Origin of the sequence: Ligilactobacillus sp. LYQ139 (assembly GCF_045033025.1) — a bacterium.
GTDB lineage: Bacteria > Bacillota > Bacilli > Lactobacillales > Lactobacillaceae > Ligilactobacillus.
Genome location: NZ_JBJFZW010000002.1, coordinates 110,410 through 134,146, shown reverse-complemented (window position 1 = coordinate 134,146; position 23,737 = coordinate 110,410). Strand labels below are relative to the sequence as shown.

The window sequence follows — 23,737 nt, the reverse complement described above, 5'->3', positions numbered from 1 at the left end:
GCTAAAAATATTCTTTGCGCGAGCAGCCAACATGACGGTATGTCATGTGACATCTTGTCATTTTACGCCGGGTGGAAGTGATTGTCAATTGAAAGGATCATTTTTTCATCATCTGCGGTTAGATTGTAAAATGGGGTATAATTGAGAAAAAAGTCTTGGGGTGGCATCAGGTGAGTCAGGAAAAAAGAATTGCGTTAATCAAACAACTGTTAGAGGAACGACAGGAATTATCAACGCGGGATATTATGCATGAGTTTGGTGTGTCGCAAGACACCGCCCGGCGGGACATTGTTTTACTAACTAAGCGGGGTGAAGTGCGGCGAACACATGGAGGAATTTTACCGTTGGATTTTGGGCGGAGTGTTCCTAATTTTCAAAGCCGATTGTCGCGTTTTACCAAGCAGAAAACGCAAATTGCGGTGGCTGCGGCAGAGTATTTTGAACCTCATCATGTTTATTTTATCGATTCATCAACGATTTTGCTTAAGACTTGTCAGAACCTTAATATGTCCGTGACAATTATGACCCATTCGCTGGATAATTGCGTTGCGCTGGCGGAACGCAGTAAGGTGACGGTGAAGGTTCTAAGTGGAACGTTAAACCATGATAACCGGTTTTTTTACTCTCATGATGCCATTGAAGAGCTCAGTAATATTGCCTTTGATACCGCGTTTATTGCGGCCTCAGGAATTGATCGGCATGGATTGTACTTACTAGATGAAGAAGATGCGCAAATTGTTGGGATGGCAGTTCGCCGGGCACGAAAGGTCATTTTGGTGGCGGAACATCAGAAGTTTACGAACCAGTCATATTTTCGGATTTGTTCCCCGGCAAAGGTATCCCTCTTTATCACGGATCAGCGCTTAACTGCGGAACAGCGCGCGATTTTTCCGCGTGAGACTGAAATTCGGATCGTTGGAAATGAACAGGGAGGAGAACAGGGATGAAGCAACAGGATAAACCGATTGGCATTTTCGACTCGGGAGTTGGTGGAATTTCTGTATTGCGTGCGGCTGTGCGGGAACTTCCGCATGAGGATTTTTGTTATTTTGGTGATTCTGCGAATGCACCATATGGTCCCCGGCCAACGGCGGAGGTGCAACGTTTAAGCGAAGCGGTTGTTGGGCATCTATTGGCAAGGAAAGTTAAGGCAATTGTTATTGCATGTAATACGGCAACTAGCGCGGCAGCGGCGCTTTTGCGGCAAAAGTACGCAGCGCTTCCGATTATCGGAATTGAACCGGCAGTGAAGCCCGCGGTTGAGCAACATCCCGGGCAACAGATTATTGTGATGGCGACGCCGTTAACGCTGCGGGAAGAGAAGTTTACTCAGCTGGCGGAACGTTATCGCCAACAAGCAACTATTATCCCGCTGGCGGCGCCGGCTTTAGTTGAGTTTGTTGAGGCTGGTATAATGGACACGCCTGCGGTGCATGACTACCTCCATAAATTACTTGCGCCGTACGCCGCGACAGCTGCAGCCGTTGTTTTAGGTTGTACGCACTTTCCGTTCGTTCGGGCGGCAATTGCGCAGGAGATGCGTCCTGGGATTCCAATTATTGATGGCGGTGCCGGGACAGCCCGGGAATTGCGGCGGCAGTTAGAAGCTAAGAATCTGCTTAACCTCCAGCAGCCAGCAGGACAGGTCGCATTTGAAAACAGTACGGCAACTCCGGCGATGATTCAGTTAAGTGAGCGGTTATTTAATGAAAAAGACGATTAGTGAAATCAAAAAATGGCTTCAAACAGGATTGACTGAAGTAGAGGTGGCTTCCCTGCGAGCGGACTCCCGGAAGGGCGTTCAGCGGTTGGTTGCCCAATATGATCGCCTTCAAGAAAAGAAGCATCATGCTCAGGAGGCCTTTGAACGCCGGTTAGTGGTTGAACGCCGTTTGTGGCAGGCGGGGGACCAGTACGTCGCAGGGATTGACGAAGTTGGTCGGGGTCCCTTAGCTGGACCGGTTGTTGCGGCGGCAGTTATTTTGCCGCATAATTTTAATTTAGTTGCGGTAAATGATTCGAAACAATTGAGCGCTGCACTACGTGAGCAGCTTTACGGTCAGATTTTAAGTCAGGCCGTTGCTGTAGCAATCGGAACCGCATCGAATAAATTGATTGATCGAGTTAATATTTATGAAGCAACTCGGATTGCAATGGGAGAGGCGGTGAATCATCTTGTTGTGACGCCAACCCATCTTATTGTTGATGCGATGCAAGTACCGGTTACGCTTCCCCAGGAACGGTTAATTAAGGGCGATGCGAAGTCAGCCTCGGTTGCGGCAGCTAGTATCGTAGCTAAGGTTGTCAGGGACAGGTTAATGAGCTTTTATGACGAAGTTTATCCGGGTTATGGTTTTGAACAGAACGCTGGCTACGGAACAAAGGAACACTTGGCAGGTCTTGATAGCCTGGGAGTGACCCCAATTCACCGGCGGACCTTTGCCCCGGTTGCGAAGCGGCTTAGTAAATGAAAAAATGACACTTTCTTTGCGTACTTATTCAATGAGGAAGAACGTAAAGGAAGTGTCTTTTTGTGCGGAATTTGTTAATTATGTTTCATATGAGCAGTTTACGGACATTAGCACGAGAATGGCGGTTGATTGCCATTATTCGACGCACGCATCAGGTTCCGGTGTTATCAGTAATTCCAACATTACTCGGTTTTTCTAATATCCAGACTGGGCGGTGGCAAACTGAGTTGCGGGAACGGCTTCTGATAAAACGGTGGCAAAGGTGCCGACAAACAGGGCAGATTGTGACAATTATTGATGATGAATATCCAGCACTTTTAAGGGAGAGTTACAGGCCGCCGGTTGTGCTATTTTATCGGGGATCCTTGGTGCGATTACATCGGCCTTTATTGGCGGTAGTTGGTGCCAGACGGTGCACAAATTATACCCGGGAGGTGTTAGGCGAACTGTTACCGCCGCTAATTAACCGGCAAGTTGGAATTGTGAGTGGGCTGGCTAAGGGAGCGGACCGGATTGCTCATGAGGTAACCTGTCGTTTTCGGGGAGTGCCAATTGGGGTCATCGGAACAGGGTTAGATAAAGCTTATCCCCGAGAGAATGCCGGGCTTCAGGAAAGTGTTGCGCGTAGCGGTGTTTTGTTAAGTGAATATCCACCGGGAACGGGCCCACGACGGCATCATTTTCCCGAACGAAACCGGATAATTGCGGCATTAAGTTCAGCTACCCTTGTAACGGAGGCACAGTTACGGAGTGGGAGTCTGATTACTGCCAACCTTGCGTTACAGGCCAATCGGAACGTGTTGGCAGTTCCCGGACCAATTACCGCACCAACATCAATGGGAACAAACGAGTTAATTCAAGCGGGGGCCACCCCAGCGTTAAATTCTGTAAGTATAATGGAAGAATTTGGTTTAACTTGACAGTAATAATTGTGGTAGCATATGATGAAAAGCGATTTTGATATGCGAAAAGGAGTTGGTGACGATGCCGAAAACGGCGAGTGCAACAACGACAACCACAAAGAAAACAACGAAGCGGAAAACGATCCGACGCCGGGTGAAGAAGAACCTCGTGATTGTTGAATCACCGTCAAAGGCTAAGACTATTCAAAAATATCTTGGATCGCGGTACAAGGTAATGGCTAGTCTCGGGCACGTTCGCGATCTTCCTAAAAGTACGATGGGAATTGACGTTGAAAATGATTATGCCCCGCATTATATTTCAATTCGGGGAAAGGGTCCGGTAATTAAAGAGTTACGGAAGGAAGCAAAAAAAGCCAACCACGTATATTTGGCTTCTGACCCCGACCGGGAAGGGGAGGCGATTGCTTGGCACTTATCCTATCTTCTCGGGCTTGATCCTAAAGATAAAAATCGGGTTGTCTTCAATGAAATTACGAAGGATACGGTTAAAAGTGCTTTTAAAACCCCCCGTGCCATTGATATGAGCTTGGTTGATGCGCAGCAGGCACGCCGGGTACTGGACCGACTTGTGGGATATTCAATTTCGCCGTTGCTGTGGGCGAAGGTTAAGCGGGGGTTATCAGCTGGCCGTGTTCAGTCCATTGCACTTAACCTGATAATTCAGCGGGAACAAGAAATTAAAAACTTTAAGCCTGAGGAGTACTGGTCAATTGATGCTGAGTTTAAGAAAAACCGGTCAACGTTTGCTGCTGCTTTTTATGGGATTGACGGAAAGAAGACAACACTCCCTAACAGTGAAGCTGTTCAGCAGATAATGCAACGGGTTAACTCAAAGCAATCGTTTACTGTCACTAACGTCACGAAAAAGGAACGGAAGCGGTTTCCTGCTTTGCCATTTACCACGTCAACAATGCAGCAAACAGCGAATAACACCCTCCGGTTTAGTACTGCTAAAACGATGATGGTGGCTCAGCAATTATACGAAGGGATTAATATTGGACGCGGAGGTGCGGTTGGTTTAATTACGTACATGCGGACCGATTCGACCCGGATTTCAACAGTGGCTAAGCATGAAGCAGCACAGCTAATTAATGATAAGTACGGTGCAAAATATGCAGCTGTAAAACCACGGCGGGGGAAGTTACCGGAGGGAGCACAGGATGCGCATGAGGCAATTCGTCCGTCGTCGGTGCTACGGACGCCAGACTCAATTGCGAAGTATCTAACAAAGGATCAACTTCGGTTATATACGTTAATTTGGTCCCGGTTTGTAGCAAGTCAAATGACGCCGGCGATTATTGATACGATGAAGGTTACGCTAGAACAAAACCACGTACAGTACCGTGCTACCGGTTCAAAGATGAAGTTTCCGGGGTTCATGAAGGTGTATAAGGATGCCAAGCAAAAGGATAACCAGCTTCCTGATTTGGCAGTAGGAGATGCGGTAACTTTGGTAAGTAACCAACCGAACCAACATTTTACGCAACCACCTGCGCGGTATACGGAGGCTGCTCTAATCAAAACACTTGAAGAAAATGGTGTAGGGCGGCCATCAACGTATGCACCAACGTTGAGTACAATCCAAAAGCGTTACTACGTTAAATTGGCGGCCCGGAAATTTACGCCAACCGAACTGGGAATTATTGTTAATAATATTATCAAAGATTGCTTTCCGGATATTCTAAACGTTAAGTTTACGTCCAACCTTGAACAGGAACTGGACGATATCGAGGAAGGAAAGCGGCAGTGGGTTAAGGTGATTGACGAATTTTATCAGCCCTTCGCCCAAGAGGTGGCGACCGCGGAAAAGAAGGTTGCAACGATTAAGATTAAGGATGAACCGGCTGGGATTGACTGTGATGTGTGCGGAGCACCAATGGTGATTAAGATGGGACGGTACGGTAAGTTTTACGCCTGCAGTCGGTTCCCGGACTGTCGTAATACCAAAGCAATCATAAAGAAAACCGGGGTAACGTGTCCAAAGTGTGGAAAGGGCGATGTACTTGAACGGAAGTCCAAAAAGAACCGGCTGTTTTATGGTTGCTCCCGGTATCCGGACTGTGATTTTGTTTCATGGGATAAACCAGTTGGCCGGAAGTGCCCAAAATGTGGAGCATACCTGGTAGAGAAGAAGTCGCGGAAGGGGCTCCAGGTAAAGTGTAGTAGTTGTGATTATGCTGAAAAACTCCAGCCGAAGTAGTGAATTAAGGAAAGAAGGAAGTAATCGTGCCAACTAGTTTTCATGCAACGACAATTTGTGCTGTGCGGCATAACGGTCATACTGCAATGGCGGGGGACGGACAGGTAACAATGGGCGAAAAGGTAATTATGAAGAACAACGCCCGGAAGGTACGGCGAATTTACCACAATAAGGTTGTGGTTGGGTTTGCCGGGAGTGTTGCCGATGCCTTTAACCTAGAAGAACGGTTTGAAAAGAAGCTTGAAGAGTATAGTGGAAACTTGCAACGTGCTGCTGTTGAACTCGCCCAGGAGTGGCGGACGGATCAAGCACTTCAAAAACTCGAAGCACTGTTGATTGTAATGGATAAGGATAACTTGTTGCTTGTTTCAGGATCGGGTGAAGTAATTGAACCTGATGAGGACGTTCTCGCCATTGGTTCGGGAGGTAATTATGCCCTTGCGGCAGCAAAGGCCCTTACGCGGCATGCCAAGGATATGACCGCCGTTGATATTGCTAGAGCTGCCATTGATATTGCTGGCGGGATTGATATTTTTACTAACCATAACATCATTGCAGAGGAACTATAGGGGGCAATCAAAATGGATGAAATGGATAAAACGCCCAAGCAAATTGTTGCTGAACTGGATAAGTATGTAATCGGCCAGGATGCGGCGAAAAGGTCAATTGCCGTGGCATTACGCAACCGGTATCGACGGATGCAAGTTCCGGACGCAATGCGGGATGAGATCACCCCGAAAAACGTTCTGATGATTGGGCCGACAGGGGTGGGGAAAACCGAGATTGCCCGCCGGCTTGCTAAAATTGTGAATGCTCCCTTCATTAAGGTTGAAGCAACAAAATTCACAGAAGTAGGGTATGTTGGGCGTGATGTTGAATCAATGGTGCGGGATCTTGTCGAAGTGGCATATAAGATGGAACAGGATGCGGCTTTTGCCCGAGTACGGGATAAGGCTACACAGCGAGCTGATGCGGACCTTGTGCGGACACTTGTTCCTGCTAAACCGTCCGAAGACCAGCAAAAGCAAACGCAGGAACGGTTTATGGCAATGATGCGTGATTTGCAGCACGGAAAGATGCCCGATCTTAGTCAGACAATGCAACAAGGGACGGAAGAAGACCACCTCTCACCGGAGATTCAGGCTAAACGGCAGCAGGTGCAGCAACAGCTTCAAAACGGTGAACTTGAAAATCAAGACGTTACCATTCAGGTAACTGATCCGGGACAAAATCTAGGAAACAACGATATGCTTGGTCAGATGGGAATTGATTTGAGCGCGGTGCAATCAATGCTTCCCCAACGCCGAATAACCCGGACAATGCCTGTGGCGGAAGCCCGGGAGGTATTTATCCGGGAGGAATCAGCACAGCTAGTTAATGATGCTGACCTTGCAGAGGCGGCTATTAAACGAGCAGAAAACACGGGAATTATTTTTATTGATGAAATCGATAAAATTACGGCAACTGGCCAGCGTAATTCTGGTGAGGTTTCACGGGAAGGAGTACAGCGTGATATTTTGCCAATTGTTGAGGGCTCGCAGGTTAAAACCAAATATGGAATGGTAAGTACGGACCATATGTTGTTCATTGCATCAGGGGCGTTTCATGAAAGTAAGCCAAGTGATCTGATTGCGGAACTTCAGGGGCGTTTTCCGATTCGGGTTGAACTTGATGATCTAAAAGTTGATGACTTCGTAAAAATCCTCACTGAACCGCAAAACGCGTTGGTTAAACAGTACATGGCATTAATCGCAACAGATAATGTCAAAGTAACGTTTACGATTGAAGCTATTCAGCGAATTGCTCAAATTGCATACGATGTTAACCATGATACGGATAATATCGGAGCCCGGCGGTTGCACACCATTCTGGAACGACTACTTGAAGATCTGTTATATGAAGGGCCAGATATGGGAGTCGGCGAGGTTACCATTACCGCAGCATACGTGGACGAAAAGATTGGAAAGATTGCGAAAAATCAAGATCTAAGTCGATATATTTTATAATAGCAATTAAATGAATAATAAAAATCCGGTGATTCACTTCCGATTAGCGAATCACCGGATTTTTGTCGAAATTTAATTGTTATTTTTCTTTCGTTCCCGTTGCCGCCGCTGATAACCAAGCCCGAAGGAGACCATGTTTTCGGCGCCGTTTTCAATGCGTTTAATGTTTTGCCGGTGCCGGATAAAAACAAAGACTGTTATTAGTAATCCGATTACGCCTAAGAAATAGTCATGCATGAGGAATGCGAGAACGGTAATGACAACAAAGCACGTTAGGCTTGCTATGCTGACCATACTGGTAAGGTATAACGTTAAGGCAAAGAGAGCACATCCAATAACAAACAGCACCGGATTATAAATAAAAAGGGCACCGGCACTGGTTGCAACGGCTTTTCCGCCCTTAAAGTTAGCAAAAAGTGGGAAGACGTGGCCGATAATTGCAGCGATTCCGGCAAGCAGGGGATTGAACGGAGCGTGCAAAACAATGGCAAGCGCCACCGCTGCGGATCCCTTAAGCATGTCCATCAAAAATACGATGATTCCAGCCCGTTTTCCTAACACCCGGAAGGCATTGGTTGTTCCCATGTTGCCACTCCCAAAGTTGCGAATATCCTTTTTGTAAAAAATCTTTCCAATCCATACGCCCGATGGAATTGAACCTAGGAGATAACCGCATAGCAGAATTAAAATAACCTTTACCGTAAGCATTTATAACTCCTCCTCAGTTTATGCTCTTTCATTCTAGCATGGAAAAGCGGGAAGTACCACGAAATTCAGGGAAAGAGCGAAGGTGTGATATAATCATCTGTGCTATGGCAATTCGCCACTGAGATCAGGCTAAACCAAGAAATAAGTGATAGGAAGGTGCTGCGGTAAATGGGACAAACCAAGTACAACGATGATTCAATCCAGGTGCTCAAGGGGCTTGAGGCCGTTCGGAAACGCCCCGGGATGTACATTGGCTCGACCGATTCAAAGGGGCTTCATCACCTTGTATATGAAATTGTTGATAATGCGGTGGATGAGGCCCTTTCCGGTTACGGAAAACAAATCGACGTAACCATTCACGCAGATGATTCCATTACTGTTTCGGACTATGGCCGGGGCATGCCGGTTGGGATGCACGCAACGGGAATTCCAACGGTGGAGGTTATTTTCACCGTATTGCATGCCGGCGGGAAGTTTGGTCAGGGGGGCTATAAAACCTCTGGTGGGCTTCATGGCGTGGGGGCATCGGTTGTTAACGCCCTGTCAAGTAGGCTAACGGTTAATACTGTTCGGGACGGGATTGAGTATGAGGAAGATTTTGAAAACGGGGGGCATCCGGTTGGCACGCTCAAAAAGCTCGGCAAGGCGAAGCGTCGGTCAGGAACGACCGTGACGTTCAAACCGGATCCGACCATTTTTTCGACAACTCATTACAAGTACGACGTTCTAGCGGAGCGCCTGCGGGAGGCGGCCTTCCTGTTGAAGGGTGTTAAGATTACCCTTACCGATGAACGGACAAATACTAGCGATACGTTCCACTTTGAAGAAGGAATTAAGGAATTTGTCACGTACTTAAATGAGGAAAAGGACGTTCTCGGGGACGTGATGTACTTTGAGGGGAAGCAACAGGGAATTGAAGTGGAAGTTGCTGCCCAGTATAACGATGGGTACTCCGAAAACATTATTTCATTCGTTAATAACGTGCGTACTAAGGACGGAGGAAGCCACGAAGCTGGGATGAAGGCGGCGTGGACTAAGGCGTTCAACGAATACGCACGAAAGGTCGGCTTGTTAAAGGAAAAAAGTAAAAATTTAGATGGAAGTGACGTCCGGGAAGGATTATCAGCAGTGATTTCCGTGCGAATTCCGGAAGAACTGCTGCAATTTGAAGGCCAAACCAAGGGAAAGCTTGGGACCCCAGAAGCCCGGACAGCGGTTGCTGATGTGGTAGGCGCACAACTTGGGTACTACCTAATGGAAAACGGTGATTTTGCCCAGGAGTTGGTCCGAAAAGCGTTAAAAGCCCGGGATGCCCGGGAAGCTGCTCGGAAAGCCCGGGATGAAAGCCGGAGTGGTAAAAAGCGGCGGAAAAAGGACCGTTTATTATCCGGAAAATTAACTCCAGCGCAGTCCCGGAACGCCAAGCGGAATGAGCTTTTTTTAGTGGAAGGGGATTCTGCCGGTGGGTCGGCTAAGCAGGGGCGCGATCGGAAGTTTCAGGCGATTCTTCCTCTCAGGGGGAAAGTGTTAAACACTGAAAAGGCAAAGCTCCAGGACATTATGAAAAACGAAGAAATCAATACCATGATTTATACGATTGGTGCGGGGGTTGGCCCGGAATTTGACATTCAAGATGCAAACTACGACAAGATCATTATTATGACCGATGCGGATACCGACGGGGCCCACATTCAAATTCTACTTTTAACGTTTTTCTACAAGTACATGCGGCCAATGATCGACGCCGGGCGCGTGTACATTGCGTTGCCGCCGCTGTATAAGGTCCAAAAGAAGGTTAAGGGAAAACTTCAGGTTCGGTACGCATGGACGGACAGTGAGCTTGACCAGGTAACCGCCGCAATGGGGAAGGGGTATTCCCTGCAACGCTTTAAGGGACTTGGTGAAATGAACGCCGATCAGTTGTGGGAAACAACGATGAACCCGGCAACCCGGACACTGGTTCGTGTGCGAATTGACGACGCTCAAGTTGCCGAAAAGCGGGTTACAACGCTAATGGGTGATAAGGTTGCACCGCGCCGAAAATGGATTGAAAAGAACGTACAGTTCTCATTGGAAGAGGATGGCAGTTTATTAGATACAATTGCAGCTGAAGGCGCTCACGGGACACCTTCCTCGGCAACTAATCCTGGCGAATCCGTCCCGTTATTTACCGATGAGTTAGATTAAGGAGGGGTGTTTTTGACGACCAAGGAAGCTAGTCATATTCAAGAACTTTCACTGGAAGCAGTAATGGGTGAACGTTTTGGCCGTTATTCAAAGTACATTATTCAGGAACGGGCGTTACCGGATATTCGTGATGGGCTCAAACCCGTTCAGCGCCGAATTTTGTTTGCAATGAACCAGGATGGAAATACCCACGATAAGGCGTTTCGGAAATCGGCTAAGTCCGTGGGGAACGTCATGGGAAATTTTCACCCGCACGGTGATAGTTCAATTTACGAAGCGATGGTGCGGCTTAGCCAGGATTGGAAGCTGCGTATGCCGTTAATTGAAATGCACGGAAATAACGGTTCAATGGACGGCGATCCTCCGGCTGCAATGCGATACACTGAGGCGCGGTTATCTGAGATTGCTGCGGAGATGCTGAAAGATATTGATAAAAAGACCGTGGCGATGGTGCTCAATTTTGATGATACGGAGTACGAGCCCACGGTTCTTCCGGCGCGGTTTCCCAACCTATTAGTTAATGGGGCGACGGGAATTTCTGCCGGGTACGCGACGGAGATTCCCCCCCACAACCTAACGGAAGTCATTGATGCACTGGTGTATTTAATTGAACATCCAAACGCAGACCTTGTTGACTTGATGCAGTTTGTCCAGGGCCCTGATTTTCCGACTGGTGGTATTATGCAGGGGCGTGACGGTATCAGACAAGCCTATAAAACCGGCCGTGGTAAAACGGTTTTGCGGGCCAAGACGGCCATTGAACCGCTTCGTGGTGGCAAACAACAAATTGTTATTACTGAAATTCCGTATGAGGTTAATAAGGCACAGCTTGTTAAGAAAATTGATGAACTACGGTTGTTAAAACGGGTTGAAGGAATCAGCGAGGTCCGTGATGAAAGCGATCGGGAAGGATTACGCATCGTTGTTGAGCTGAAAAAGAATGCGCAGGCGCAGGGAATTTTAAATTACCTGTTTAAGAATACGGACTTGCAGGTAACCTACAACTTTAACATGGTGGCCATTAATAATAAGCGGCCCGAACACGTGGGGTTAAAGACCATCCTTACAGCGTACCTGGATCATCAACGACAGGTAACCACTAAGCGGACGCAGTTTGACCTTCAAAAGGCCCAGGACCGGCAGCACATTGTGGCCGGCTTAATTAAGGCGTTATCAATCCTTGATCAGGTGATTAAAACGATTCGGGGTTCGGAAAATAAAAAGGACGCTAAGAATAATTTGGTTACCCAATATGACTTTACGGAAAAGCAGGCAGAAGCCATTGTTTCCCTGCAACTGTACCGGTTAACGAATACGGATGTGACGGCATTGCAACAAGAAGCGGGCGAGCTGGCCAAGCAGATTGCCCGTTATGAGAAGGTGTTAGGGAGTCCCAAAGAATTAGATCGGGTAATTAAGCGGGAACTGATGGCCGTAGCGAAGAAGTATGGTACGCCACGGCTAACGGAAATTCAAGATGAGATTCAGTCCCTGACCGTGAAGACCGAAGTGACTGTTGCCAAGGAAGATGTTCAACTTCTGGTTTCACGGACGGGATACGTGAAGCGTTCTTCGCTACGTTCTTACAAGGCCTCGGGGGATGAGAATGGGTTGAAAGAAGATGATTACCCGGTACTTGAGCAAACCGTCAGCACGCTTGATCATCTCTTTATTTTTACGAATAAGGGAAACGTAATTTACCGGCCGGTTCACGAAGTTCTTGAAACCCGCTGGAAGGAGACGGGGGAACACCTGTCTCAAAGCGTTGGGTTGGACGCAGATGAAGTGGTAATTCAAGCGCTGTGTTTCCCTGACTTGAAGCAGACAGGCCAATTTGTATTTGCTACCCAGAATGGATTGATTAAACGGACCGATTTTGCTGCCCTGAAACCAGGGCGGACATATCGTTCCCGGGCAAGTGTCTTCATGAAACTTAAAGTAGCGGGTGATGAAGTACTCCTAGCAGCGTACCAGCAGGCTGAGGATCCAGCAATGCAAGTGTTCTGTATGTCTCATGGAGGGTATGGTTTGCGGTATGCATTAAGCGAAGTTCCTGTGAGCGGAGCACGGGCTGCCGGTGTAAAGTGTATGGATTTGCGGGATGGACGCTTAAGTGCGGTACTGCTTGTCCATGAGAATGATCAGGTAGCATTGATTACCCAGCGGGGTGCGTTTAAGCGGATGAACGTAGCGGAAGTGCCGCTGACATCCCGGGCCCGTCGTGGAGTGCAAATCCTGCGCGAATTAAAGCGGAACCCTCACCGAATTGTTGCGGGTATGGTTATTTCTAACAAAATGCAATTGGAAGTGGTTACAGCAACGGGACAGGTTCTCCCAGTTGATCCGGAAGCCTTTCCGGTAGGGGATCGATACTCTAACGGGTCATTTATTCTTGATCCGGTCGCGGATGGAACCCCCAAACGACTCCAAGCGGGAAAACAGAAAGAAGAATAGATTATTAGGGAAAGGAGGCCGTGACGAGAAGTCACGGCCTTCTTACTAATTTAGTATAACTGCTAATTAAACGATCATTTATTCCACTCGCGCATAAATTCGGTTAGAAATGCCTGCATGTACGCAGTGCGGGCGTGCGCCATTGTCTTCCCGGCAGCGGTGTTCATGGTTGCCTCTAAGTGGAGTAGTTTTTCATGAAAGTGGTTAATACTGGTTTCCTTATGATGTCGGTAGGTTTCCTTATTAGTACTCATTACAACGGGAACGGTCGGGTCATAAATTGGTTGATGATGCGCACCACCATAGGCAAACGCTCGCGCAATTCCAATCGCCCCGAGGGCATCTAACCGGTCAGCATCCTGAACGTATTGACCGGGAACGGGAAGTTTAAAGTGATGCTCAAGGTTAGCTGCATACGACATGTGAGTGATGGTTGTGTGGAGGATTTCTTGGTTCTTATGGGAGAACCGGCGAATAGTTGGCAACGTCATAATTTGGTGCCACTGAGTGGTGGGGGTTGCTGTCACCTTTTCGTCTACAACATCGTGCAGGTATCCCATCGTAGCAATTAACCGAAGGATGGTGGTTGAAGCCGCAGGGAAATCATCCTGGTATAAGCGAACAGCATTCCGCGCAACCCGCTCAGCATGGTAAACATCATGACCGGTAGCATCATTCCCTAATACTTGTTTGGTAAGGGCGGCTACGTCGTCAGCAATGTAAATTAAAGTCATTTTGGTCCTCCCGAAGGTTTTTTTAACTGGTTAATAATCGTTTTGTTGGGGGTGACGAAGAGGGTGTGCTGTCCTTCGTAAATGACGAACCCTGGTTTAGCACCGTTGGGTTTTCGAATGTGCCGAACAGCAACATAGTCAACCGGAACGTTCGCGGAAGTGCGCGCCTTTGAGAAGTAGGCGGCTAACTGGGCCGCTTCCGTCAGGGTTGTTTCGCTGGGATCAGCGGCACTCACAATTACGTGTGATCCCGGGACGTTTTTGGCGTGGAGCCAAATGTCGCTTTTCCGGGCGGTTTTGAGGGTAAGTTGATCGTTTTGCAGGTTATTCTTTCCAACCGTAATGGGGGTCCCATCACTTGCAATATACCGGTCCGGACGACTAAGCTTTTGTCGTCGCCGTTTTCCACTTTTAAGCCGCTTTTCCGGCCGGAGATAACCCTGTTGTTGGAGTTCCATTTTAATATCCGGTAATTCTCCTGGTGTAGCTAGTTCAACCTGGGTGGCAATGCTATCCAGGTAATTAATTTCTGTTGTAGTGAGTTCAATCTGGTGGGTAATGTACTTTACTCCGTTTTTAAGCTTGTTATACCGCTTAAAGTATTTCTGGGCGTTACGGGACGGGCTGAGTTCTGGGGAGAGGGAGATTGTAATATCCCGGTTGTTATCGTAAAAGTTCGGGACGGTAACTTGTTTCATCCCGGGGCGAAGTTGTCTCATGTAGGTGGTTAGTAATTCCCCCTTAATCCGGAAATTATCCGCATTATCGGTGGCTGCAAGTTCCCGCTGTAGTTTTTTAAGCTTTGTCTTGTTCTTTTTTAGATTTTGTTTGACCACATGGATTAACCGGGATCCCTGTTGGTTTACCCGGTCCCGGGTAGCTTTTTCCTGGTAGAACTGGTCAAGCATCGCGCTTAGTGTGGCGAAACGGCTAATGGTGGGGTCATCCGTTAACGGTGAAGTAAAGCTAAAAGCCATCTGATTTCCCGTACTGATAATTACGGGTGTAGGATGGTCGGCTGTTGCTAAGAACCGGTTCAGGTTCATGGCAGCCGTGCCGTCTTGTTGGAGATAGCACACGAGTAACCTTGCTGAAGCGGTGTTGAGTCCTTGAAGAGTGCGCTGAAGTTGAGCACGCCATTCTGATTGCGGCATTGTTTGAACGGTGTTTTCCACAATGTCAATTGCTGCAAGGGAAAATGGATTTATTTTATTTTGTTTGGGAGGCACGCGGTACTCGGCGTTGGGAAGGATGGTCCGATAACGGTCCTGATCCATTCCAACGTGCTTAATGGCATCGATAATTCGGTTTTCTTCCTGGTTAACCAAGATAATATTACTGTACCGCCCCATAATTTCAACGCTTAAGACGAGGGGTAACTGATCGCCAAGCTCGGTTCGAGTTAGGAGTTTAAAATTCATTACGCGGTCGTTTGCAGGCTGTTCGATAGTCACAAGGTGCGCGTTTTCAAGGTACTTTCGTAGAACCATTGTAAAGTTTGTTGGGACCGGTGGATTCGTATATGGAATCGTTGTTACCTGCACCCGGGCATAGTTTGGGTGGGCGGATAAGAGGACCGGGTAGTTTGTCCGGTGTGCGCGCATGGTAAGAATAATTTCATTAGGAAACGGCTGAGAAATTTTCATGACCCGGCTTCCCTGAAGAAGTGCATTGAGTTCGTGGGTCATTGCGTGGGTAAACATGCCGTCAAAGGCCATAATAAACGCTCCTTTCAGTTCTTGTTGTCTTATTCATTTTACAACAAAGGCTGTTTTGCCCGCAATGACGGGGTTTCTTTGCTGCTGAAATGATTACTTCTCCGTGTCTTTTAGGGCTATCTATGATATGATGAAACGGACGATTATTGAGGATAAGTAGGTGAAGGGAATGAAGATTGCTGTTGTCACTGACAGTACAGCATACCTTTCGGCAGAACAGGTGAAAGAAAATAATATTCACGTCGTACCGATTCCGTTTACAGTTGACGGGCAAACGTACCGGGAAGGTATTGACATTACTACGGCGGACTTTTATAAAAAACTACGGACGGCCCGCGAATTTCCCAAAACATCACAGCCGCCGGTAGGCGAACTGTTGAACCTCTACGAAGAATTAGGAAAACAAGGATACGATACGGTGATTAGTATCCATTTGGCGGGGACGATTTCGGGATTAATCGCAACGCTTGAAAGTGTAAAGGACCAGGTTCCTGGTGTGCGGGTGATCCCGTTTGATTCGCGTATTACCGTAATTCTAATGGGAATGTTAGCTGTTAAAGCGGCCCGGATGGCAAATGCAGGTAAGTCTGCTGATGAGATTATTGCGGCTTTGACGGAATTACGGGACACCATTGGAGAGTATTTTGTGGTTGATGACCTCCAAAACCTTGTTCGGGGCGGGCGGTTATCAAACACAGCGGCCTTTATCGGTAGCGTACTGAAAATTAAGCCGCTCCTGACGTTTGACGAACAAACTGACGAGATCGTTGGTTTTGAAAAGGTGCGGTCGACGAAAAAGGCGTTAAAGCGGGCAGAATCATTATTTGCAGAACGGATTAAGAATGTGGATTATCCGCTACACCTCTTTGTAATTCATGCGAATGATCCAAAAACTGTCGAAAAGTGGCAACGTCGTCTCCAAAAACAATACCCGAACTATCAAGTCGACATTAGTTACTTCGGCCCGGTAATCGGGACTCATCTAGGAGAAAAAGCATTGGCGTTAACATGGATGCGTGATATTGATAAGTAGTTAAAAGAAGGCGATACATGTGCAGGTATTACTCGGATTAAAGGCTAGTCCGGCCGCTGAGCAGATGGAAGAGCGGCTTCAATACCGACCCGATGTATTTGAATTTTATACAACAGAAGAAGATATGACTTCTCAAGGATTGAAACGCCTGGAGGAGGGCGTAGTACGGGTGCAAGCGGTTACCAAGAGGATTATTATTCACCAACCTATGCGGTATCACAAGGTGAACTACACTGAACTCATTGCGCCGGAGGATTACATGCCGGGGTTATACCGCTTTATTGAGGAAACAACCGAAAATCTCCTGCGAATCGCGTTTGATCATGATGTTCAGATTTTAGTCCACGGTTCGTATAGCCGTCAGGTTCCCGAGTTTCTTGCCCAGTACCGATCATTGGCGGCGGCGCGGGAAGTTGCGATGAACAGGATGGACCGGTTTGCCAGGATGGGGCAGGATCATATCATGTTTGAAAATTCGATCTCACCCATCTTTTTTTATGGGGATTCTCAAATGGATCGGCGGATCATGACGCATCATTGGCGGCTAGCCTTTGATACGTCTCACTGCTTTATTCACGAGCACGGCTCAAATGAACGACTAGCAGCATCACTTAAGCGCTTGGCTCCCCAGGTTGTACATTATCATTTAGTTGATTCGATGGGATTACAGCATGATAGTCTTCCGTTAGGAAAAGGGCGGATTGATTGGCGGCAGGTTATGCCGTTGTTGAATCCTCAGGCCAGTTATATTTATGAAATTGCAATGGATGATCCGGATGATTCGGGGCCGCAACGGGAAAGCGCGGCATATTTACGCCGGCTATTTAAACTTGGATTGAAAAAATATTAAACCACCTTTAAAATACTGTTGTAGCGGGTCTATTAAGACTTACAATAACGGCATAATTGATAGACTGGGGTAAATGGAACGAATGCGATGGAACCGACGATTAAATGCAGTAACAATTGTACTTGGAATGGTCTATGTGTTAGCGGACTTAATTTTTCGGGTTACGATTACATATAATGAACGAAAGGGACTTTCCTTGACTCAGGCGGAGGAGGTTGCGGACTACCATCACTTATTATTTTACGCAGCATATGGCGTGACAATTCTTGTGGGGATAGTTGGAACAATGACGTTCATTAGTAACGTAATTCATCATGATGCCGTGAACTGGTGGTTACGGATTATTTTGAATCTAGGTGCCATTTTTTTGCCATTCGTGCATACTATGAATTGGTGGTTTGTGGCTGTTGAGGTTGTATTTGGTGTGTTGGGTGGCTACTTTCTTAAACATTATGGCCATATGCTGGCGGTTCGGAAATCCGGACACCACCAAAATCTTATGTTCTAATAGAACGAAATGTAAAGGAGCTTTTTAATCGTGGAGAAGTTTAAAAAGATTATGGGGTGGGTCATCCCAATCGTTTTAGCGGTGGTCCTAGGGCTTTTCATCAAGACAGAGTTGTTCCAGTTTGTTAAGGTTGATGGTGCGTCAATGGCCCCCAATCTCCACAACACAGAACGGGTAATGCTTTTAAAACAAGCAAAGATTCGGCGGGATTCAGTGGTTGTTTTTAACGCGTACGGCGTTGACAATACAGGCCAACCGGTGGCTAAGGACACTAAGTACGTTAAGCGGGTCATTGGCTTACCGGGAGATACCGTTACATATAAAAATAACGGAGAGTTGTACGTGAATGGAAAATATGTTTCGCAGACCTTCATTTCGCATAAGCAGCGAACGAGTGGAACAACGACCTTAAATTTACCTGAAGCCCAGGGTGTGCGGATTGGAACCGGGAAGTCTTTTAAGGTTCCTGCCGGGAAATACTTTGTTCTTGGCGATAACCGCGCGATCTCTAATGACAGTCGATATTATGGGTTTGTTCCCCGGAAAAAGATTGACGGCGTTGTAAAAGTGCCTTTTTGGAATGCAAGAGCAAATCTTATAAATAATTATTGGAAACGGGTATACCAAGAATAGCGGGGTTTACCCGTTTTTATATACTTTCATGGGCGTAGAATTAATGGTGGCTTTTATGGATATGCTTAATGTAAATTCATTAGGGATAGAAGAAACGGCTCTAAAAGGGAATGTTTCTATTTGAGCGGTTGAAATAAAGATGATCGAAAAAATGCGGGCTTTAAATGAGTGGCGATAACTTATTATAAGTACGTAGCCGCAACGTAATAAAACATTTTTTACCAGGTGCTATTACCTGAAGCGCTGTACTAAAATTTTCTGATTTAGGCTTACTAATAGAGTTATAATGTCTCTACTATATCTTTTAGGAGTGATAACATGGAACGCGCGGTTTTTGCAGGAGGGTGTTTTTGGTGTATGGTGCAGCCATTTGAGGAGCTGGACGGGATTTTATCAGTCCGTTCTGGTTATACTGGAGGATTTGTTAAAAATCCTACTTATGAGCAAGTTAAGGCACATAAAACGGGGCACACGGAAGCAGTTGAAATTATTTTTGATGAGAAGAAAATTTCTTACGCTAAGTTAGTGGAGATTTATTGGATGCAGACTGATCCTACGGATGCAATGGGGCAATTTGAGGATCGTGGGGATAACTATCGTCCGGTTATTTTCTATAGTAACGCACGTCAAAGGAAGATTGCTGAGGAATCAAAGGCCAAGTTACAAGCATCTGGTCACTTTGAAAAACCAATTGTAACTGCAATTGAACCTGTGCAGCCTTTTTACTTGGCAGAAGAATACCATCAGGGATTTTATAGAAAAAATCCGGAACGTTATGCTCAAAGTAGTGCAATTAGGCATGCTTTTTTAAAGAAAAATTGGCAGTAAATTTGATTAGGTAATGTTTTTTGCAGTTTATCTAATTAGTTTTATAACAACGATAAGGATTTGATTGGGGATATTTGGGGTTAAGCCATATTTGTTTTTTACTGTGTAAACGGAAATTCATTAAAAGAAGGTTGTAAATATTGGATAATTATAACGTAATAGTGTGTTTGCTAATATAGTCAGTTAACACCGGCCCCTTTTCTTTATTTTTCGTTAATTTTTGGTAGAATATTTACGGGCAATTGCCTGATTGGAGGGAGAGAATTGGATAATCAATTAGGGGCTACCAATAAAAAATACATAAGTTGGCCTGTCATTGCATTAATGGACTTTGTGACGATTATGGGATTTGATGACTTAATGTACCCGTTGCAAAATCAGGGACTTGCGGTTGTCTTTACCTGGGTTGCAATGATCTTTCTGTTTGTTATTCCGTACGAAATGTCAGTTACCCAGCTTGGGGCGACCTTTGGGGACCGTCAGGATAGTGGGTTGGCTTCGTGGGTTCGCCGGGCAAGCCACAGTGACGTTTTGGGATATGCGACGGCCTGGATGTACTGGGCAGCATGTCTTCCGTACATTGTTGACGTGGCTAATTCAACGATCGTTGCGCTGAGTTGGTTGATTTTGGGGAACAATTCATTAGGTCACCGGATGTCAAACTTCATGTTTGGCTTTCTGACGTTTGCGGTTATCCTCATCTTTGTTGTGTTTGAAAACTTTTTCCAGCGTTCCTTGGAAGTTATGTCAACGTTAGGCGGGTTTGCGATGTTTTTCATGACTATTTTATTTGTTGTCATGACGGTGTGGTCATTGTTACACGGCGGTCACATTGCAACGCAACCGTTCAACCTGCATGCTTTTATCCCATCATTTTCATCGCAATACTGGTCAACAACGGGATTGTTGATGTTTGCGGCGTGTGGGGCGGAAATCGTAATTCCGTACCTCAAGCGGATGAAGCACCCGAACCGGGATTTTCCGAAGTCGATGTGGATGCTGGCGTTTATGACGGCCTTTCTTGCAATTTTTGGGACGTTGGCACTGGCAATGTTTTTTAACGCTAACCACCTGCCAAATGACTTGAAGATGAACGGTTCGTTCTACGCTTTCCGGATGTTAGGGGAGCGGATGGGATTAGGAAAGAGTCTCATGTACATTTTTGCGGTTGTTCAAACGTTATATATGTTGGCTCAGCTTGCGGTGCTGCTTGATTCAGTTTCATGGGTGATCGCCGGTGATGTTTCGGAGAAGTTTATTCCCAAGTGGTTTGCTAAGCGGGATAAGAACGGCCGGCCGTTGCATAGTTATGTGATTACGAGTGGATTGTGCTTGTTGCTGCTGTTGTTAAGTGGAACGCTACCAAGCATTAATTCCATCTTTAATTGGCTGTTGAACCTAAACGGGATTGTTTTTCCGTTTAAGAACTGTTGGATTTTTATCGCCTTTATCCTGATCCGGTGGCACCAAAATGAGTTTAGGTCCGGGTTTGTGTTTATCAAGAAACGGTGGGCAGCCCTTGGAGTAGGATGGTTCTGCCTTATCTTCTCATTTGTTTGCGCAATGATGGGCTTCCTGCCGCAGGACGTTGCAGTGGCAACCCATGCGTGGGATCATCAGTTGCTGTTAAACCTTTTTGCTGTTTTTGCATTATTTGTGGCGGGCTTAATTTTGCCGGTCTGGGCATGGATTGAGCGGCGAATGACACAACGGGGATAACAATAATCAATTAGTATTTAAGGGGTTGGGATGTGTGTCTCAGCCTCTGTTTTTGTATATTTTGGAGCTAAGGTAAGCGGCGTTGGGAATTTCACCAGGTTAACGTAACGGGAACTATCGTGAAGCTTGGAGGGTAACTGTTAAGTTATAAGGGTTATCATAACTATGTTAAAGACAGGCAATTAAGGAGATGGCTTTGGCTACGTAAGTTAGGGGGAATTAAGTCACTCTATGCGGTAGTAAGAATTAATAAACGTGCAAAAAAGGAGCTCACTTAAATTAAGTAAGCTCCTTTTTAATATCTTTGGCTTATTTGTTATTTGCCTTTGCAATTGCTTTATTAACGGCATCCTTAAGCCCACGTGTGGTAGAGGATGCTCCTGAAACAGCATCAACTTCAACGGTATTTTCATCAATCATCCGTTGCGGAAGAATCTCAATTGCCCGTTGTCCAATTTCAGCACTTTCATGCTGTTGAATAACGTCAATCTTTTCAATTTGGTGGTTCTCATATTTAACTTTGACGGTAATTGTACCACCGATTCCTTGTTCAGATGATCCCAGGTATTCATGAGAATTGAGCTGAACGTTTGAGAGTTGTTCGTTGGTTAGAATATCGTTAATTTTACCAATGGTTGCAGTAACTGCTTGGTCGTACGATGTTTCTTTTTTCTTAGCAGCGTTTTCACCGGCAACTTTGCCAAAGATAAGACACTCTGCAAGGTTACCCCCACCTTGATAATTATTGGCACAAATTCCGCCGAGTTCACCAGCGCCGTAAAGGTTAGAAATCGGCTTACCATTAACGTCAATGATTTCCGCTTCGCCGGTCCGTTCAGGTCCTCCTTGGGTGTTAAGAACATCGCTCGCGAGTGCAATAGCGTAGTATGGACCGTCGGTGAATGCCCGCATGGTTTGTGGGTTGCGACCACATAAAACATCACGTTGATTTTTAACCGCTGTATTAAAGTCCTTAACTGTTTGTTCTAATCCAGAAACTGGAAGATTAATCTTAGTAGCTAGTTCGCTAAGGGTAGACGCTGAAATAAGTTTATTTGTGAATTCAGGATATGGCAGGCAGCCCTCCTCCTTTTTTTGCTTATCAAAGTCGTCTTTTTGACGATGATCAAAGACAAGGTAGGGGTGTTCTTGCTGAAGGGGGAGGCGCCATGCACCATGGATATAAATATGACCATGCCGTGCTTTTTGATCTTCAGCAAAGTAACGGGTACCGTCATCACCAACAACGAAGATGCTACCGTGATTTAACTGCCGCCAACCATTAATTTGCCGCCCCTGAACATTAGATTGTTCCTTAAAGGTTAATCCAGCTAAAATTCCATGGGATTCGTAATTAGCCATGTGCCAAAGGCGGGCGCGGACTTCCTGGGCCATTTTAATGCCGTCTCCTTGGTTGTATAGCGTTCCAATTGGGGTTAGTTTAGAACGTTTAATAAATGTTTGAACCATTGACGGATTGTTTTCGAACCCGCCGGTTGCTAAAACAACACCGTTACGAGCAAGAATTCGGTAATTATGGTTATTACGGTTAATCACGACGCCAACGATTGCCCCGTTTTCAGGGTTCTGAATAAGGTGTTTTGCGGGAGAATCTAACCAGATATCAATTTGTTCAGAACGTTTAACAACTTCGTGTCGAAGCGCCTTCCACAAGGCGGCATCCTTATCACGCTTATGGACGAGAGCAAAGTCGAAGGTCTCACTTCCCGGAAGTTCGGGGTATTCAGCCATATGGTCTTTTGGAACAACCGGATCCCCTTTATGAATGTCATTGTGCCAACTAATCGGAGTAATTCCAAGATATTTTTTGAAATAGGTCGGGATGTTACTCATCCCATGAATGTAAGTCTTAAGGGTATCTTCGCGCAGTTCCATTGGAGCAGCAAGGTGATGGTAATACGTGTTTAGTTGTTTTTCATCATGGCCCATTCCAACGTGCTGGGCAGAATAACGTGTGTTTCCTCCTTCATGGCCAAACGGTGCCTTATCGACTAGTAGAACATGTGCACCATTATCAGCAGCAAACCGTGCCGCCGTTGCTCCAGCACCGCCAAATCCTAAAACAACTACGTCATATGCACGGTCCCACTTGTTATCAAGACTGGCTTTTCCGGCCTGTTTTTTAACAAAGATTTGAAAATTATCAAAGCATTGATCGAGAAAATGCACGGTCTGCTCGTTTCTTAAATTTCCTTGGTGATCAAATTGATCAGCGGCGTGTCCAAGAAGGAATTCATTACTATAAAGAACGCACGCATCAACCCCAGGAGCATTAAGGATGTTTCTAAAAGTATCCTGTGCGCGGGAAGTCCCTAAACTGCCCAGTGAAGTTCCTACAATCATGATTGGTTTATCGGTAAGCGGATGAATGTCATTGGATAGCCATTCAATCACGCTTTTGAGTGCTGCCGGAATACTATGATCATATTCAGGAACGCCGAAAATTACCCCATCTGCTTCTGTGATTTTAGCGGCTAAATCAGTGACGACCTGTGGCAATTCAGATGTGTCTTCGTTGAATAAGGGAAAGTCTACAATTTCTTGAATATCGATTGTAGCCTTATTAGCAAAATGAGTGCGCATAAAATACAGTAGTTTGCGGTTGTATGATTTAGCTGCGTTTGTTCCAACAATTGCAACGTATTTCATTAGTGACACGACCTTTATTTATGATTTTAAGATTGAGGAATTAAATTACGGGGCTGATTATATGCATGAGAGAATTAATTGCAAGCGCTTTTTTA

General features: G+C 46.1%; 19 protein-coding genes. 15 read left to right on the top strand and 4 right to left on the bottom strand.

Features of this window, described 5'->3' with window-relative positions; all coding sequences use genetic code 11:
- The first annotated feature begins 170 nt into the window (after positions 1-170).
- The 7 genes from ACI3E1_RS02785 (at position 171) to hslU (ending at position 7,600) form a co-directional block, all read left to right on the top strand.
- Positions 171-947 carry a DeoR/GlpR family DNA-binding transcription regulator gene (locus tag ACI3E1_RS02785; protein WP_405024161.1) on the top strand — a complete coding sequence of 259 codons (777 nt, stop codon included), beginning with the start codon at positions 171-173 and terminating at the stop codon, positions 945-947.
- Positions 944-1,723 carry a glutamate racemase gene (gene murI / locus ACI3E1_RS02780; protein ID WP_405024160.1) on the top strand — a complete coding sequence of 260 codons (780 nt, stop codon included), beginning with the start codon at positions 944-946 and terminating at the stop codon, positions 1,721-1,723. Before ACI3E1_RS02785 ends, murI begins: the two co-directional genes overlap by 4 nt.
- Positions 1,707-2,471 (top strand): ribonuclease HII, encoded by a 765-nt coding sequence (locus ACI3E1_RS02775; RefSeq protein ID WP_405024159.1) that lies wholly within the window; start codon positions 1,707-1,709, stop codon positions 2,469-2,471. Before murI ends, ACI3E1_RS02775 begins: the two co-directional genes overlap by 17 nt.
- A gap of 62 nt (positions 2,472-2,533) precedes the next feature.
- A complete protein-coding gene (dprA, locus tag ACI3E1_RS02770; RefSeq protein WP_405024158.1) occupies positions 2,534-3,391 on the top strand; it encodes a DNA-processing protein DprA in 858 nt (285 codons plus the stop codon).
- A gap of 64 nt (positions 3,392-3,455) precedes the next feature.
- Positions 3,456-5,594 (top strand): type I DNA topoisomerase, encoded by a 2,139-nt coding sequence (gene topA / locus ACI3E1_RS02765; protein ID WP_405024157.1) that lies wholly within the window; start codon positions 3,456-3,458, stop codon positions 5,592-5,594.
- Between the two features lie 26 nt (positions 5,595-5,620).
- Complete coding sequence (gene hslV, locus ACI3E1_RS02760; protein WP_405024156.1) at positions 5,621-6,163, top strand: ATP-dependent protease subunit HslV; 543 nt, start codon at positions 5,621-5,623, stop codon at positions 6,161-6,163.
- Between the two features lie 12 nt (positions 6,164-6,175).
- A complete protein-coding gene (gene hslU / locus ACI3E1_RS02755; protein ID WP_405024155.1) occupies positions 6,176-7,600 on the top strand; it encodes an ATP-dependent protease ATPase subunit HslU in 1,425 nt (474 codons plus the stop codon).
- 72 nt (positions 7,601-7,672) lie between these two features.
- Here the strand turns inward: hslU and plsY are convergent, their stop codons facing one another.
- The gene (plsY, locus tag ACI3E1_RS02750; protein WP_405024154.1) at positions 7,673-8,308 is read right to left on the bottom strand and encodes a glycerol-3-phosphate 1-O-acyltransferase PlsY; all 636 of its coding nucleotides are present in this window, start codon (positions 8,306-8,308) and stop codon (positions 7,673-7,675) included.
- A gap of 168 nt (positions 8,309-8,476) precedes the next feature.
- Between plsY and parE the strand changes: the two genes are divergently transcribed.
- On the top strand, positions 8,477-10,495 hold the full coding sequence (gene parE, locus ACI3E1_RS02745; protein WP_405024153.1) for a DNA topoisomerase IV subunit B: 2,019 nt from the start codon (positions 8,477-8,479) through the stop codon (positions 10,493-10,495).
- A 63-nt stretch (positions 10,496-10,558) separates the two neighbouring features.
- The gene (parC, locus tag ACI3E1_RS02740; RefSeq protein WP_405024263.1) at positions 10,559-12,949 is read left to right on the top strand and encodes a DNA topoisomerase IV subunit A; all 2,391 of its coding nucleotides are present in this window, start codon (positions 10,559-10,561) and stop codon (positions 12,947-12,949) included.
- Positions 12,950-13,023: 74 nt separating this feature from the next.
- Here the strand turns inward: parC and ACI3E1_RS02735 are convergent, their stop codons facing one another.
- Positions 13,024-13,683: an HD domain-containing protein gene (locus ACI3E1_RS02735; protein ID WP_405024152.1), complete on the bottom strand. Its 660-nt coding sequence runs from the start codon at positions 13,681-13,683 to the stop codon at positions 13,024-13,026.
- The gene (locus ACI3E1_RS02730; RefSeq protein WP_405024151.1) at positions 13,680-15,401 is read right to left on the bottom strand and encodes an NFACT family protein; all 1,722 of its coding nucleotides are present in this window, start codon (positions 15,399-15,401) and stop codon (positions 13,680-13,682) included. Before ACI3E1_RS02730 ends, ACI3E1_RS02735 begins: the two co-directional genes overlap by 4 nt.
- A 169-nt stretch (positions 15,402-15,570) precedes the next feature.
- On the opposite strand from ACI3E1_RS02730, the gene ACI3E1_RS02725 reads away from it, so the two are divergent.
- The 6 genes from ACI3E1_RS02725 to ACI3E1_RS02700 all read left to right on the top strand — a co-directional run bounded on the left by ACI3E1_RS02725 (position 15,571) and on the right by ACI3E1_RS02700 (position 20,972).
- A complete protein-coding gene (locus ACI3E1_RS02725) occupies positions 15,571-16,434 on the top strand; it encodes a DegV family protein (protein WP_405024262.1) in 864 nt (287 codons plus the stop codon).
- A 19-nt stretch (positions 16,435-16,453) separates the two neighbouring features.
- A complete protein-coding gene (locus tag ACI3E1_RS02720; RefSeq protein WP_405024150.1) occupies positions 16,454-17,284 on the top strand; it encodes a sugar phosphate isomerase/epimerase family protein in 831 nt (276 codons plus the stop codon).
- A 73-nt stretch (positions 17,285-17,357) separates the two neighbouring features.
- The gene (locus tag ACI3E1_RS02715; protein WP_405024149.1) at positions 17,358-17,792 is read left to right on the top strand and encodes a hypothetical protein; all 435 of its coding nucleotides are present in this window, start codon (positions 17,358-17,360) and stop codon (positions 17,790-17,792) included.
- 51 nt (positions 17,793-17,843) lie between these two features.
- Positions 17,844-18,425: a signal peptidase I gene (gene lepB, locus ACI3E1_RS02710; RefSeq protein ID WP_405024261.1), complete on the top strand. Its 582-nt coding sequence runs from the start codon at positions 17,844-17,846 to the stop codon at positions 18,423-18,425.
- Between the two features lie 318 nt (positions 18,426-18,743).
- The gene (gene msrA / locus ACI3E1_RS02705) at positions 18,744-19,253 is read left to right on the top strand and encodes a peptide-methionine (S)-S-oxide reductase MsrA (protein WP_405024148.1); all 510 of its coding nucleotides are present in this window, start codon (positions 18,744-18,746) and stop codon (positions 19,251-19,253) included.
- 324 nt (positions 19,254-19,577) lie between these two features.
- On the top strand, positions 19,578-20,972 hold the full coding sequence (locus ACI3E1_RS02700; RefSeq protein ID WP_405024260.1) for an APC family permease: 1,395 nt from the start codon (positions 19,578-19,580) through the stop codon (positions 20,970-20,972).
- 309 nt (positions 20,973-21,281) lie between these two features.
- Here ACI3E1_RS02700 and ACI3E1_RS02695 read toward each other — a convergent pair whose 3' ends face one another.
- Complete coding sequence (locus tag ACI3E1_RS02695) at positions 21,282-23,642, bottom strand: FAD-dependent oxidoreductase (RefSeq protein WP_405024147.1); 2,361 nt, start codon at positions 23,640-23,642, stop codon at positions 21,282-21,284.
- Between the last annotated feature and the right edge of the window lie 95 nt (positions 23,643-23,737).